Source organism: Pseudomonas sp. BCA17, assembly GCF_004519405.1.
In the GTDB taxonomy this organism is placed as follows: Bacteria; Pseudomonadota; Gammaproteobacteria; order Pseudomonadales; family Pseudomonadaceae; genus Aquipseudomonas.
This window is the reverse complement of the sequence record NZ_SGWI01000004.1, coordinates 481,410-494,746: the sequence shown is the minus strand read 5'-3', so window position 1 is coordinate 494,746 and position 13,337 is coordinate 481,410. Positions and strand designations below refer to the sequence as shown.

Annotated in this window: 13 protein-coding genes; 10 read left to right on the top strand and 3 right to left on the bottom strand. The window is 61.5% G+C overall.

All coding sequences use genetic code 11. The features are described 5' to 3' along the window. Positions 1-139 precede the first annotated feature (139 nt). Entirely contained in the window at positions 140-724 is a 585-nt protein-coding gene (locus EXW71_RS18490; RefSeq protein ID WP_134658019.1) for an ACP phosphodiesterase, read from the top strand. Positions 725-760: 36 nt separating this feature from the next. Here EXW71_RS18490 and EXW71_RS18485 read toward each other — a convergent pair whose 3' ends face one another. Further along, positions 761-1,552 (bottom strand): lysophospholipid acyltransferase family protein, encoded by a 792-nt coding sequence (locus EXW71_RS18485; RefSeq protein WP_123714976.1) that lies wholly within the window; start codon positions 1,550-1,552, stop codon positions 761-763. After that, a complete protein-coding gene (olsB, locus tag EXW71_RS18480) occupies positions 1,552-2,307 on the bottom strand; it encodes an L-ornithine N(alpha)-acyltransferase (RefSeq protein ID WP_123714977.1) in 756 nt (251 codons plus the stop codon). The genes EXW71_RS18485 and olsB overlap by 1 nt, the downstream gene beginning before the upstream one ends. Positions 2,308-2,494: 187 nt before the next feature. On the opposite strand from olsB, the gene EXW71_RS18475 reads away from it, so the two are divergent. The 5 genes from EXW71_RS18475 to EXW71_RS18455 all read left to right on the top strand — a co-directional run bounded on the left by EXW71_RS18475 (position 2,495) and on the right by EXW71_RS18455 (position 7,288). Continuing rightward, positions 2,495-3,568 (top strand): serine hydrolase, encoded by a 1,074-nt coding sequence (locus tag EXW71_RS18475; protein WP_134658017.1) that lies wholly within the window; start codon positions 2,495-2,497, stop codon positions 3,566-3,568. Further along, positions 3,565-3,879, top strand: a complete 315-nt coding sequence (locus EXW71_RS18470; protein ID WP_123714979.1) for an amidase — start codon at positions 3,565-3,567, stop codon at positions 3,877-3,879. Before EXW71_RS18475 ends, EXW71_RS18470 begins: the two co-directional genes overlap by 4 nt. A gap of 140 nt (positions 3,880-4,019) precedes the next feature. Continuing rightward, positions 4,020-5,486 carry an amidase gene (locus EXW71_RS18465; protein WP_134658015.1) on the top strand — a complete coding sequence of 489 codons (1,467 nt, stop codon included), beginning with the start codon at positions 4,020-4,022 and terminating at the stop codon, positions 5,484-5,486. A 64-nt stretch (positions 5,487-5,550) separates the two neighbouring features. Further along, complete coding sequence (locus EXW71_RS18460) at positions 5,551-6,129, top strand: YceI family protein (protein ID WP_134658013.1); 579 nt, start codon at positions 5,551-5,553, stop codon at positions 6,127-6,129. A gap of 1 nt (position 6,130) precedes the next feature. Further along, entirely contained in the window at positions 6,131-7,288 is a 1,158-nt protein-coding gene (locus tag EXW71_RS18455) for a phosphatidylserine/phosphatidylglycerophosphate/cardiolipin synthase family protein (RefSeq protein ID WP_134658011.1), read from the top strand. A gap of 82 nt (positions 7,289-7,370) precedes the next feature. Here the strand turns inward: EXW71_RS18455 and bglX are convergent, their stop codons facing one another. After that, on the bottom strand, positions 7,371-9,662 hold the full coding sequence (gene bglX, locus EXW71_RS18450) for a beta-glucosidase BglX (protein WP_134658009.1): 2,292 nt from the start codon (positions 9,660-9,662) through the stop codon (positions 7,371-7,373). A 242-nt stretch (positions 9,663-9,904) separates the two neighbouring features. Here bglX and EXW71_RS18445 point away from each other — a divergent pair, with 242 nt between their 5' ends. The 4 genes from EXW71_RS18445 to EXW71_RS18430 all read left to right on the top strand — a co-directional run bounded on the left by EXW71_RS18445 (position 9,905) and on the right by EXW71_RS18430 (position 13,274). Beyond that, positions 9,905-10,516 (top strand): LemA family protein, encoded by a 612-nt coding sequence (locus tag EXW71_RS18445; protein WP_134658007.1) that lies wholly within the window; start codon positions 9,905-9,907, stop codon positions 10,514-10,516. An 18-nt stretch (positions 10,517-10,534) separates the two neighbouring features. Then, a complete protein-coding gene (locus EXW71_RS29220) occupies positions 10,535-11,263 on the top strand; it encodes a YgcG family protein (RefSeq protein ID WP_134658005.1) in 729 nt (242 codons plus the stop codon). A gap of 31 nt (positions 11,264-11,294) precedes the next feature. Beyond that, entirely contained in the window at positions 11,295-11,912 is a 618-nt protein-coding gene (locus EXW71_RS18435) for a TPM domain-containing protein (protein ID WP_123714985.1), read from the top strand. Positions 11,913-12,056: 144 nt separating this feature from the next. Beyond that, positions 12,057-13,274 carry an SAM-dependent methyltransferase gene (locus EXW71_RS18430; protein ID WP_134658003.1) on the top strand — a complete coding sequence of 406 codons (1,218 nt, stop codon included), beginning with the start codon at positions 12,057-12,059 and terminating at the stop codon, positions 13,272-13,274. The last annotated feature ends 63 nt before the right edge of the window (positions 13,275-13,337 follow it).

The following is a 13,337-nucleotide window of genomic DNA, read 5'->3' as shown; positions in this document are numbered from 1 at the left end:
TGCTGCAGCGTTATATCGCGATGAGGCGAACTTTAAATCGTTGAATCTCGATATACCAATATGATTTTGGTCTTAATGCCGATCAATTCGGTATATCGGGTTATAACGATACGTTGGTGGCAGTGTTAGACTGCACGCCATGAATTATCTCGCACATCTGCACCTGGGCGGCCAACTTCCTGCGCAATTGCTGGGCAGCCTGTATGGCGACTTTGTCAAAGGCCGCCTGCAGGGCCAGTTCAGCCCGCAAATCGAATCGGCCATTGCGCTGCACCGCTCAATTGATCGCTTCACCGACAGCCACGCGCTGGTGGGGGAGGCGTTGTCGCGCTTCAGCCTGACCCGCCGGCGTTATGCCGGGATCGTCCTCGATGTGTTTTTCGACCATTGCCTGGCGCGGGATTGGCTGGAGTATGCCGACCAACCGCTGGAACGCTTTACCGCACAGGTCTACCGCGTGCTGGCGGCCGAACCGCAATTGCCGGGGCGCCTGGCACAGATCGCCCCTTATATGGCTGCGGATGACTGGCTGGGTTCATACCGCGAGTTCGCGGTGATGGAGCAGGTCTTGCGAGGGATCTCCCGACGCCTGACGCAGCCCGAAGAACTGGCCCATGCCATGCAGGAGTTGCGGGTGTTGTATGAGCCGCTGAGTGAGGACTTTCGGTTGTTCTATCCGCAGTTGCAGAAATTTGCCCAGGCCCAACTGACTCTGCAGAACTGAAGGTGGGAAGGGCTAAGCCCCTCCCTCCGGGTAAGTTCAGGCCGCAAATGCTGGTCGGGCATCCACCTGCTCGGCCTCGGGCAACGGCCCGAACAACGCCTTCTGCACCGCCTGCTGTGCCTGGTACGCCAGCGCCGCGCGTTCCTGGCCGGCACAGGCAATCGGCTTGAGCACATGAATCTCCACATCGCCCTGGTCATTGGCAAACAGGCGCATGAGGTGCGAGAGCAAGTCATCATCGCCAATGAACGGTGCCAGAGGATCGACCTGACCACCGCGCAGGTAACGGATCGCCACCGGTTGCAGTGACACCTCGGCATCGATCGCACTGGCCAGCAAGCGCCCGTGGAAGGTGCGCAGGCTGCGCCCGTCGGTGGTGGTGCCTTCCGGGAACATCAGCAGCGGGTGCTGCTGCTCCAAGTGGCGGGTCATCTGTTTGCGGATCAACTGGCTGTCGCCCGAGCCCCGGCGGATAAACAGGCTACCGGCCTTGGCCGCCAACCAACCGGCGACCGGCCAGGTGCGTACTTCGGCCTTGGACAGAAATGACATCGGCGCCACCATGCCCAGCAGCGGAATGTCGGTCCAGGACACATGGTTACTCACCCACAGCATCGGCGTTTGCGGCACCTCGCCGTGTACCGTCACGCGAAAGGGCAGGGCGTTAGTCAATCGCGCCATAAAGAACCGCGACCAGCGCTGGCGCCGCACCATCGAGTTGGCGACGCCCAAGCGTTCGAACACACCAAAGACACTGGCCATGCTCAAGCCCAGCGCCACCACCAGCACCACCCGGGCAATGCGTCCGTAGACGCGCAGACGGCTCATCACATTGCCGCCTTGAAATGGCGGGCGTAACGCGGGCACAACTCATCGCGCTTGAGCAGGATAAAGACATCGGCCACCTGGAAGTCTTCATCCCAGCACGGCTCGCCGCAGATCTTCGCACCCAGGCGCATATAGGCCTTGAGCAAGGGCGGCATCTCGGCGATGACGTTGGACGGCAGGTCCAGCGCCGGCAGCGGCTTTTTCGGTTCGGCGCGCAAGTGTTCGTTGCACAGGTAACGTTCGCGCAAGCGCTGCATGATCGCGTGGGCCTGAATGCCGCCATCGTGCATCGGGATGCTCGCGCAACCCATCAGATAGCTGTAGCCACCCTCGTTGAGTACTTCGGCCAGCTCGCCCCACAGCACTGCGATAGTGCCGCCGTTGCGGTAAGCCGGGTCGACGCACGTGCGGCCGATTTCCAGGATCGGGCCTTGCAGGTGCAATAAACCATGCAGGCTGAATTCTTCTTCACTGTAGAACCGACCCAGGGTGCTGGCAGCCTGGTGGTCCAGCAAACGGGTGGTGGCCACCAGTCGACCGCTGTTCAAATCACGCACGCCGATGTGGCTGCAGTGAACATCATAATCATCCATGTCCAGGCCCAGTTCCGCACCTTTCAGCTTGGCGTTGAACTCGCCGCTGAACACGTTGAACCGCAGGGTCTGGGCTTCCTGCAACGCCTGCGCGCCAACCAGGCGTTCGGCTTGCAGGCGGCGTTCATTGCCGGTGTCGCTGATGCGGGCGATCTGAGTCATGGCGAATCTCCGAGTGCCGGCCACTTACCGGCCGGTCGACTTGTTTGTCCAAACTCAGGCTATGTAGCCTCGGTGTCATCTCCATGAAGTTACGGTGACGGTTGGATGACAGGCCTTTTGTCGCCAATCTGTCATCGGCCTCGGCTAGGCTCGCGGGCTTGAATGCCCCCTCGTTGAGTCTGCGTTTATGGTCAGAGGCTTGTTGTGCGTCGCCCTGCTGTTCGTCACCGTTACCGCCCACGCCGAAACCTGGCCTGACAAGGAGTGGGCCAGGGGCGCAGCGCTTTCCGGCCCCGCTGTCGATGCATTGGACGCCTACGCATTCCCCGCCCGCGATGACGTGACCCGTAAAGGCATCCGCACCGACGCACTGCTGGTGATCCGTGACGGCGAGATCATTTATGAACGCTACGGCGCGCCCACCACTGCCAGCACGCCGCACCTGACGTGGTCCGTCAGCAAAAGCCTGATGGCCACTGTGCTCGGTGTGGCCTACGGCGAAAACCGCTTCAAGCTGACCGACCCCGCCGCGCGCTTTTACCCGCCGATGAAACAACACCCCACGGTGACGATGGCCGACCTGCTGCACTGGGCGTCGGGCCTGGACTGGCAGGAAGACTATGAATACGCCCCGCTGAAATCCTCCGTGGTGGCGATGCTCTACACCCGCGGCCGTGGCGATATGGCCGACTTTGCGGCAGACACCGAGTCCGTCAGCGCGCCAGGCCAGGTGTTCCGTTATTCCAGTGGTGACACCAACATCCTGTCCGCCGCCCTCAAGGGCATGCTCGGTCACAAGGCTTATATAAGTTATCCCTGGGACGTGCTGTTCAAACCGCTGGGCATCCGCAACGCCACCTGGGAAACCGATGCTGATGAAACTTTTGTCGCTTCGTCCTATGCCTACCTCACCGCTCGCGACCTGGCGCGGGTTGGCCTGTTGATGGCCCGGGACGGGCGCTGGGGCGATCAGCAGTTGCTGCCTGAAGCGTGGATCGCCTTCAATCGCCAGCCCTTCGCCCACTACAAGGCTGGCCAGGACGACGCTGTGCCGGGTGGCCATTGGTGGCTCAATAAAGGCGCACCCAGGCCCTGGCCCGATGCCCCCGAGGACACCTTCGCCGCGCTCGGCCACTGGGGCCAGGCGTTGTTCGTGATGCCCGCCGAACACCTGGTGATCGTGCGCTATGGCGATGACCGTGACGGCAGCTATCGCCACAACGAACTGCTCAAGCGCGTACTGGCGGCGGTGCAGCCATGATCCGCCGTCGGCCGTTTACCTGTCTGTTCCTGCTGCTGTTGCTCGCGTTGGCGGGGTGGATCTGGCACGAGCGCGTCAACCTGCAAGCCTTCCCTGACATCATCGCGGCGTACACGGCCAAGGAATACTGTTCGTGCCGGTACGTGGAAAACAACCCGGCCGAATATTGCCGGGGCTATGTGAAGCAGTACGTGCCGACCAGTGCGTTCAGCGATAGCCCCAAGCGCAGTGAAGTGACCGCCAGCGGCCTGGGGCGCACCCATACCGCACGGTGGATGGGCGATCGCCAGGGCTGCCGCCTGTTGCCTTGATGGTCCACCTGTGGAACTGTGAGTGGCTGACCGCTGCGTCGTCTATCGAGCGTTTGCTGCTAATGCCGTGCATGGCCACCGACGGATTTTTCGGCCCTGCGTGCCAAGCAGCCGCTGCCGTTTCCGAGTGAGGTGAAGCCTTGAATATTGTTGATTGGGATGCGGTGCAACTGTCGCGGGCGATCCACGCCCGGCAGGTCTCCTGCGAAGAGGTCATGCTGGCGTATCTGGCGCAGATCCAGCGTTTCAACCCGAGCGTGAACGCGCTGGTGTCGCTGCGCGAGGCCGATGAGGTGCTCGCCGAGGCGCGGGCCCGCGATCGCGAATTGGACCAGGGCCGGTCCCGTGGCTGGATGCACGGCATGCCCCAGGCGATCAAGGACCTGGCGGCCACCCAGGGACTGCGCACGACCTTGGGCTCGCCCCTGTTCGCCGAGCATGTGCCGAAAGAAGATGCCATCAGCGTAGCGCGGGTGCGGGCCAGCGGCGCGATCATCATCGGCAAGAGCAACGTGCCGGAGTTCGGCCTGGGCTCGCAGTCCTACAACACGGTGTTTGGCACCACCGTCAATGCGTATGACCCAAGCCGCGTCGCGGGCGGCAGCAGCGGCGGGGCGGCCGTGGCCCTGGCGCTGCGCATGCTGCCGGTGGCCGATGGCAGCGACATGATGGGGTCGTTGCGCAACCCGGCGGCCTTCAACAATGTGTTCGGCTTGCGCCCGTCCCAGGGCCGGGTGCCCCACGGACCGATGCCGGAACTGTTCGTGCAGCAACTGAGTACCGAAGGTCCGATGGGCCGCAGCGTAACGGACGTGGCGCGGCTGCTGAGCATCCAGGCGGGTTATGACCCACGGGTGCCGTTGTCATCGAAGGACGATCCGAGCGTTTTGGGCCAGCCCTTGCCGCGTGATTTCAAGGGCACTCGCCTGGGCTGGCTGGGGGACTATAACGGCTACCTGCCGATGGAAGACGGCGTAATGAGCCTGTGTGAATCGGCCCTGAGCGATTTCACCACGCTGGGGTGCGACGTCGACAGCTGCCAACCGGACTTTTCCATGGCGCGCCTGTGGCGCAGTTGGCTGGTGCATCGCCACTGGTTGGTGCATGGCAACCTGGCTGCGGCCTATACCAACCCGAAAAAGCGCGCACTGCTCAAGCCCGAGGCGCAATGGGAAGTGGAGGGCGGCCTGGGCTTGAGTGCCCAGCAGGTGTATCAGGCATCGGTGGATCGCAGCGAGTGGTATCGCGCGTTGACCACGCTGTTCGAACGCTACGATTTCCTGCTGTTGCCCACTGCCCAGGTGTTCCCTTTCGATGCACAACAGCCTTGGCCGCGCCAAGTGGCAGGGCGTGAAATGGATACTTACCATCGCTGGATGGAGGTGGTGATCGGCCCCACCCTGGCCGGTCTGCCGAGCATGAGCATCCCGGTGGGCTTCAACCCCCAGGGCCTGCCCATGGGGCTGCAGATCATCGGCCCGGCCCAGGCCGACCACGCGGTGCTGCAATTGGCGTATGCCCATGAGCAGCTGACGCAATGGGTGCAGAGGCGGCCGCCTGCTTGTCTGACTGATCAGCCGCTACCGGGAGCAAGTCCCCTCCCATAATGGATTTGCGCCGTTCATGACATTGCGCTTAAGGTTCGTCCAGGTTTTTTCCCGCGAGTCTTTAATGTCAATCAAACCCTTGGCCTTCGCACTCTTGGCTGCGGCCGCCGTGCCTGCCCATGCCGATTGGTACCTGGATAACGAGTCCTCGCGCCTGTCGTTCGTTACGACCAAAAATACCGAAATCGCCGAAGTGCATCGCTTCCTGGTGTTGCACGGCAAGGTCGACGGCGATGGCGCGGCGCAACTGGACGTTGAGCTGGAGTCGATCAAGAGTGGCATCCCCCTGCGCGATGAGCGCATGCGCAATGACCTGTTTGAAATCAAGACATTCCCTGAAGCCCGGATCAACGCGCAGATCAACCTGCAACCGATCAACGACCTGGCGCCAGGCGCACAGCTGGAGCTGCGTCTGCCTCTGTCGGTGACGCTGCATGGCAAGACCCGGACTTACAGTGCCGAGCTGCTCGCCACGCGTCTGGATGATCGCCGGTTCCAGGTGGTGACGTTGGAACCTGTGGTGGTGCATGCCGAGGATTTCGAGCTGATGCCGGGTGTGGCGGCCTTGCGTAAGGCGGCCGGGCTTACGTCGATCAGCCTTTCGGTGCCGGTGGGTGCGGTGCTGATTTTTTCGGCGCGCTGACATGGGCGGCGCAGTATTTCCCTGGCGCAACGCCAACCGTTTCGAGTTGCTGATCGACGGTCCGAGTTTCTTCCCTCAGATGTTGGTAGGCATCGCCCGGGCCGAGCGGCAGGTGGACCTCGAACTCTACCTGGTGGAAGCCGGCGCCTGCGCCGAAGCCTTGGTGCAGGCGTTGGTGCTGGCCGCTGAACGAGGAGTGCAGGTGCGTTGCCTGTTCGATGATTACGGCAGCCTGGCGTTCACCCTTGGGCTGCGTAAACGCTTGACCGATGCCGGTGTGGAGCTGCGTTTCTACAATCGCCTCAACTGGCGCCGTTGGATGCGCAACCTGTACCGCGACCATCGCAAACTATTGTTGATCGACCAGTCCGACGCTTTCGTGGGCGGTACCGGTGCGACGGATGAATTCTGGACGCCCGGTAACGATGTTGCCGACTGGCATGAAGTGATGGTGCAAATCAGCGGCCCGCTGGTGCAGGACTGGCAGGCGCTGTTCGACCGTCAATGGCATGCCAACGCGGCGCGTCGGGAGTGGAAACCCGCCAGCCATTTCGGTTTGCCGCGCTTGCCCAAGGTGCCGGCGACAGGTGCTGGCCTTGGTCGGGTGGCGTATGCCGACGCTCGTCAGCATCGCGATATTTTGCAATCACTGATCCGCGCATTGAACCTCAGCCAGCAACGCATCTGGCTGGCTACGCCCTACTTTTTACCGACCTGGGGCGTGCGCCGGGCTCTGCGTCGGGCGGCGGCGCGGGGTGTGGATGTGCGCCTGCTGCTCACCGGGCCGCGCACCGATCACCCTTCCGTGCGCTACGCCGGGCACCGCTATTACCCGCGCCTGTTGCGCTCGGGTGTGCAGATATTCGAATACCAACCGTGTTTCCTGCACCTGAAAATGGTGCTGGTGGATGACTGGGTGAGTGTTGGCTCGTGCAATTTCGATCACTGGAATCTGCGCTTCAACCTGGAAGCCAACCTCGAAGCGTTGGACCCCGGATTGACGCAGGCGGTGACGAGGTGCTTCGAGCGGGACTTTGCGCAAAGCCAGGCGGTGAGTCTGCAGGCGTGGAAAGCGCGGCCGTTGTGGCGGCGCGTGAAACAGCGGGTGTGGGGGTGGATTGATCGGCTGGTGGTGAACCTTCTAGACAGAAGGAGCTAAAGCAGCTGCAAGCTTCAATCTGCAAGTTAAGAGCACACCTGCTCTTTCTTGCCGCTTGAAGCTTGCAACTTGAATCTAGCCGTTACAACAACTCAAAAGTCTGCTGTTTTACATCCTGTGAATCGAGCCCGATCTGCACATTGAACTCACCCGGTTCCGCCGCGTACTTGAGCTGGGTGTTGTAGAACTTCAGGTCGTCCTCGGTGATGGTGAAGTGCAGGGTGCGTTCCTCACCCGCTTTGAGCATGACCTTCTGGAAGTTCTTCAACTCCTTGATCGGACGGATCATCGAGCCGGCCACGTCCTGGATGTACAGCTGCACCACGGTTTCGCCATCCAGCGTGCCGGTGTTTTTCAGCGTGACGCTGGCGTCGAGCTTGCCGGTCTTGTTCAGGGTTGTGGACGACAGCGCCATGTCCGACAGGCTGAACGTGGTGTAGCTCAGGCCGTAGCCGAACGGGAACAGCGGCCCGGTGGTGTCATCGAAGTACTGCGAGGTGTAGTTGCCCGGTTTGCCTGGGGTGAACGGCCGACCGATGGTCAGGTGGTTGTAGTAGGTCGGAATCTGCCCCACCGAGCGTGGGAAGGTGATCGGCAGTTTGCCCGATGGGTTGTAGTCACCGAACAGTACATCTGCGATGGCGTTGCCGCCTTCGGTGCCGGCGAACCAGGTTTCCAGGATCGCATCGGCCTGCTGGTTTTCCTCGACGATCGACAGTGGACGCCCGTTCATCAGCACCAGCACCAGAGGTTTGCCGGTGGCTTTGAGCGCCTTGATCAGGTCGCGCTGGCTTTGCGGGATGTTCAGGTCGGTGCGGCTGGAGGACTCGTGGGACATGCCACGGGATTCACCCACGGCCGCCACTACCACGTCGGCATTTTTCGCGGCCTTGACCGCTTCGTCGATCATCACTTGCGATGAGCGCGGGTCGTCCACCACTTCCGGTGCATCGAAGTTGAGGAAGTTGAGGTAGTCGACGACCGCCTTGTCATTGGTAATGTTGGCGCCACGGGCATAGATCACTTTGCCTTTTTCGCCGATCACGGCGTTCATGCCGTCGAACAGTGTGACCGATTGCGCGGGACGCCCGGCGGCGGCCCAACTGCCCATCATGTCGATCGGAGCCTTGGCCAGCGGGCCGACCAGGGCGATGGTCGCGGACTTTTTCAGCGGCAGGGTCTGGTTCTGGTTCTTCAGCAAAACCAGGCTGCGCCGCGCGATGTCACGGGCGTCGCTGCGGTGCAGGCGGCTCTCGGCATAGGTGTCGGCCGGATCGTCTTCGGCCTTGCCGATACGCAGGTACGGATCTTTGAACAGGCCCATGTCGTACTTGGCGGCAAGCACTTCACGCACGGCGTTGTCGATGTCGCTTTGCTCGATCTCGCCGGACTTGAGCAGCCCCGGCAATTCCTTGCCGTACAGCGAGTCGTTCATGCTCATGTCGATACCGGCCTTGATCGCCAGCTTGGCGGCTTCACGCCCATCCTTGGCCACGCCGTGCTTGATCAGCTCGAAGATCGCACCGTGGTCGCTGACGGCCAGGCCCTTGAAGCCCCAGTCCTTGCGCAGCAGATCGTTCATCAGCCAGGTGTTGGCGGTGGCGGGCACACCGTTGATGGAGTTGAGCGCCACCATCACGCCGCCGGAACCGGCCTTGATCGCCGCGTGGTAGGGCGGCAGGTAATCCTGGTACATCTTGACCGGGCTCATGTCGACGACGTTGTAGTCGCGACCGCCTTCCACCGCGCCATACAAGGCGAAGTGCTTGACGCTGGCCATGATGCTGTCGGCGTTGGCGGGGCTGGTGCCCTGGAATGCCTTGACCATCACCTCGGCAATGCGTGAGACCAGATACGTGTCTTCGCCGAAACCTTCGGAAGTACGGCCCCAGCGTGGGTCGCGGGAGATGTCGACCATCGGCGCGAAGGTGATGTCGAGGCTGTCGGCGGCGGCTTCCTGGGCGGCGATGCGCCCGGAACGGCCGATGGCGTCCATGTCCCAGCTGGAAGCGAGGGCCAGGCTGATCGGGAAAATGGTACGGTGGCCGTGGATCACGTCATAGGCGAAGAACATCGGGATCTTCAACCGGCTGCGCATGGCGGCGTCCTGCATCGGACGGTTTTCCGGGCGGGTGATGGAGTTGAAGGTGCCGCCGATGCGGCCCGCGGCGATTTCCTTGCGGATCAGCTCGCGGGGCATTTCCGGGCCGATGCTGATCAGGCGCAATTGGCCGATCTTTTCATCGAGGGTCATCTGCTTGAGCAGGTCGTTGACGAACGCATCCTTGTCTTTAAGCGTGGCAGGCGTTGTCTCTGCCCATACGGGGTGAGTGGCCAGCGTGGCGATCAGGCCGAGCAAACACAGCTTTTTCATGAATATCCTTTTTCGGCTTACTGCACGGCACACATGCACCGGTCTGCCAAAATGTGGGGAACTTATGTTGTTGTTCGAGTGTTATTGCTGAAAATGCACCACACTTCTGAACTCTTATTTGCGCTGGGCATCTTTTAGCTGATTGACTCGATGCATTCCAGTCGTGGTCGCGGATTATGCCTCAAGCGCGTGATCGATAGGGCCAGCTGTCAATTCCATCCCGTTTCACCAGGAGAGACACCATGCAAGCAGCACACACCTACCGCTGGGGCTTCAAGGCCGCCGCGTTGCTCTTGATCAGCAGCGTGCTGAGCGGTTGTGGCATCAACACCATTCCTACCCTGGACGAACAGGCCAAGGCGGCCTGGGGCCAGGTGCAGAACCAATACCAACGGCGTGCGGACCTGATCCCCAACCTGGTGGAAGTGGTCAAGGGGTACGCCGCCCATGAGCAGGACACCCTCACCGCCGTGATCGAAGCGCGGGCCAAGGCCACCTCGATCCAGGTGGATGCCAGCACCCTCGACAACCCGGAAAAACTCAAGCAGTTCCAGCAAGCCCAGGACGGTTTGAGCGGCGCCCTCAGCCGCCTGATGGTGGTGTCCGAACGCTACCCGGACCTGAAGGCCAACCAGAACTTCCTGGCCCTGCAATCCCAGCTTGAAGGCACTGAAAACCGTATCGCCGTGGCCCGTCGTGACTTTATCCAGGCAGTGCAGGCTTACAACACCGAGATCCGTACCTTCCCGGGACGCTTGTGGCACAGCATCATGTACAGCGATCTGCCGGTCCGCGCTACGTTCGAAGCCACCAGTGCCGATGCCGATAAAGCGCCCCAAGTGAAGTTCAAATAAGGCTTCCCTGAGGTGTCGATGCGTTTATTACGGATAGGCTTTGCGCTGTGGTTGTTAGCCTGCGTCGGTGCCGCCCAGGCGGCACTGACGTTCCCGGCCTTGACCGGCCGGGTGGTGGACAACGCGCAGATGATCGACCCGGCCACGCGCGAGCAACTGACCCGGCAACTGCAGGCACTGGAGCAAACCACGGGCGACCAGATCGTGGTGGTTACCGTGCCCGACCTGCAGGGTGTGCCCATTGAAGACTTCGGTTATCAATTGGGCCGCCAGTGGGGCATTGGCCAGAAGGGCAAGGACAACGGCGCGCTGTTGATCGTCGCCCGGGATGAGCGCAAATTGCGCATCGAAGTTGGTTACGGGCTGGAAGGTGTGCTGACGGATGCGCAGTCATGGGTGATCATCAACCAGGTGATCGCGCCCAAGTTCAAGGCCGGCAATTTCAGCCAGGGCATCAGCGAGGGTGTGGCGGCGATGCTGCAGGTGGTAGGCGGCGAGCCGTTGGCGGTGCCTGCGCATGTGGCGGATGCGAATTTCGCCAAGGATAATCCCGGGTTTTCGATTGGCCTGTTTATCCTGCTGATCGGCGTGTTGTGGTTGTGCAATCGCCTGGGCCTGCCGGTGGGCGCTATCCTCTTGGCGATCCTCAGCAGCAGTGGTCGAGGCGGCGGAGGAAGCGGGGGAGGCGGAGGTTTCCGAGGCGGCGGTGGCGGCTTCGGCGGCGGCGGTGCGTCGGGTGGCTGGTGATGACAATAACTAGAAAAGAGCATGTACAACCATGGCATTACTGACTGAACATGAGCAACGCCAAGTCGCCGAAGCCATCGCCCGGGTCGAGCAACAGACCGACGCCGAACTGGTGACGGTGCTGGCCGCGCGCGCTGACGATTACGCCTACATTCCGCTGTTGTGGGCCAGCCTGATCGCGTTGGTGGTGCCGGGCGTGGTGCATTACCTGTCGGGCTACTTGACCATGTACACCCTGTTGTTGGCGCAATGGGTGACGTTCATCGTGTTGTGCCTGCTGTTTCGCTTGCCCAAGGTCACCACCCGCTTGATCCCACGCTCGGTACGCCACTGGCGCGCATCCAACCTGGCACGGCGACAGTTCCTCGAGCAGAACCTGCACCACACCCTGGGCAGCACCGGCATGCTGATTTTTGTCTGCGAGGCCGAGCGCTACGTGGAGATCCTGGTGGATGACGGCATTTCCAAGCGGCTGGATGACAGCAGTTGGGACGCCATCGTCAAGGCGTTTACCCTGCAAGTGAAACAGGGGCAGACGTTGGCCGGGTTCATTGCCTGCATCGAGGCCTGTGGTGAGTTGCTGAAGGTGCATGTGCCGGTGACGCAGACGCGTAACGAGCTGCCCAATCGCCTGGTAGTGCTCGAATAGGCCAGGCAACGCAGGAACCCATGTGGGAAGGAGCAGGCCCCTCCCACAAATGGCCTGTGGTGACCATTGGTCAAATAACTCCGTGCCCTGGCGGGCTATCCCCCCTAAAATGCCCGGCATTCCCAGCCCGAGGCGTTTTTGTTCATGTCCGTCACCGCTCAACCTGCCCGCCCTGCGCCTGATCATCATGCCCAGTTCATTGAGTTGCTGAGCACAAGCCTGGCGCAGAACGCGTTCATCAAGCTGGTGCTGGCCAAGTACGTCGGTGAAGAAGCTGACCTGCAACGGCTGATCATCAAGCAGGTGACGGTCAAGGAGCAGCCTTGCCTGTCCTTCGTTTATCGCTACAAGACCCGCGACATCACCAAGAACCTGCCCTTGGCCGACGGCGTGACGGCGATTGCCGAGCTGCTGCCGGCCTCGTTCAAGAACGCGCACTTGCTGTCGCTGACCGACGAAGCCCAGTTGGAATACAGCAAGAAGAACAAAAGCTCGCTGTTCAAAAGCAAGCCGCAACAGTTGCGCGAGGCACCTTCCGCCGAGCACAACCGCGAGAAAAATCGCTTCCTCGACCTGAGCCGTCCGTTCCTTGCCGACCTGGGCGTGACCGATTCCAAGCAGGCGCTGATCCCGTCGATGTCGCGCAAGTGGAAGCAGATCAACAAGTTCATCGAAGTGTTCAGCCATGCGTTGACCTCGTCACCGCTTAAGCTCGACCAGCCGGTGCGCGTCGCCGATTTCGGTTCGGGCAAGGGCTACCTGACCTTCGCCATCCACGATTACCTGCGCAACACCCTCAAGGCCGAGGGCGAAGTGACCGGCGTCGAGCTGCGCGAAGACATGGTCACCCTGTGCAACAACGCCGCCGCACGCCTGGAACACCCGGGGCTGGTGTTCAAATGCGGTGATGTGCGCAGCGTGGCGCCGAGCGAGCTGGACGTGATGATTGCCCTGCACGCCTGCGATATCGCGACCGACTACGCGATCCACACTGGCATCCGCTCCGGCGCGTCGATCATCATGTGCTCGCCGTGCTGCCACAAGCAGATTCGCCTGCAGATCCAGAGCCCAGTGCTATTGAAGCCGATGCTGCAATACGGCCTGCACCTGGGCCAACAGGCGGAAATGGTCACCGACAGCTTGCGTGCATTGTTTCTTGAAGCCTGTGGCTACGAGACCAAGGTGTTCGAGTTCATCTCCCTGGAGCACACCAACAAGAACAAGATGATCCTGGCGGTCAAACGCGCCGAGCCAGTGGATAACGCCCAGTTGCTGGAGAAAATCCAGGAACTGAAGGCGTTCTACCACATCACCGAGCACTGCCTGGAAACCCTGCTGCGCGCAGAGGGTTACCTGAGCTGAGCACCGGGCAAGTCGTCATCTGCAGGAGCGAGCTTGCTCGCAAAAAAACGTCAACGGTAACGC

Bases quoted from the DNA above. Each gene is read 5' to 3' on its own strand.
- EXW71_RS18435 (WP_123714985.1), top strand. From the start codon at position 11,295: ATGGCATTACTGACTGAACATGAGCAACGCCAAGTCGCCGAAGCCATC.
- EXW71_RS18490 (WP_134658019.1), top strand. From the start codon at position 140: ATGAATTATCTCGCACATCTGCACCTGGGCGGCCAACTTCCTGCGCAA.
- bglX (WP_134658009.1), bottom strand. From the start codon at position 9,662: ATGAAAAAGCTGTGTTTGCTCGGCCTGATCGCCACGCTGGCCACTCAC.
- EXW71_RS29220 (WP_134658005.1), top strand. From the start codon at position 10,535: ATGCGTTTATTACGGATAGGCTTTGCGCTGTGGTTGTTAGCCTGCGTC.
- EXW71_RS18430 (WP_134658003.1), top strand. From the start codon at position 12,057: ATGTCCGTCACCGCTCAACCTGCCCGCCCTGCGCCTGATCATCATGCC.
- EXW71_RS18470 (WP_123714979.1), top strand. From the start codon at position 3,565: ATGATCCGCCGTCGGCCGTTTACCTGTCTGTTCCTGCTGCTGTTGCTC.
- EXW71_RS18475 (WP_134658017.1), top strand. From the start codon at position 2,495: ATGGTCAGAGGCTTGTTGTGCGTCGCCCTGCTGTTCGTCACCGTTACC.
- EXW71_RS18455 (WP_134658011.1), top strand. From the start codon at position 6,131: ATGGGCGGCGCAGTATTTCCCTGGCGCAACGCCAACCGTTTCGAGTTG.
- EXW71_RS18460 (WP_134658013.1), top strand. From the start codon at position 5,551: ATGTCAATCAAACCCTTGGCCTTCGCACTCTTGGCTGCGGCCGCCGTG.
- EXW71_RS18445 (WP_134658007.1), top strand. From the start codon at position 9,905: ATGCAAGCAGCACACACCTACCGCTGGGGCTTCAAGGCCGCCGCGTTG.
- EXW71_RS18485 (WP_123714976.1), bottom strand. From the start codon at position 1,552: ATGAGCCGTCTGCGCGTCTACGGACGCATTGCCCGGGTGGTGCTGGTG.
- olsB (WP_123714977.1), bottom strand. From the start codon at position 2,307: ATGACTCAGATCGCCCGCATCAGCGACACCGGCAATGAACGCCGCCTG.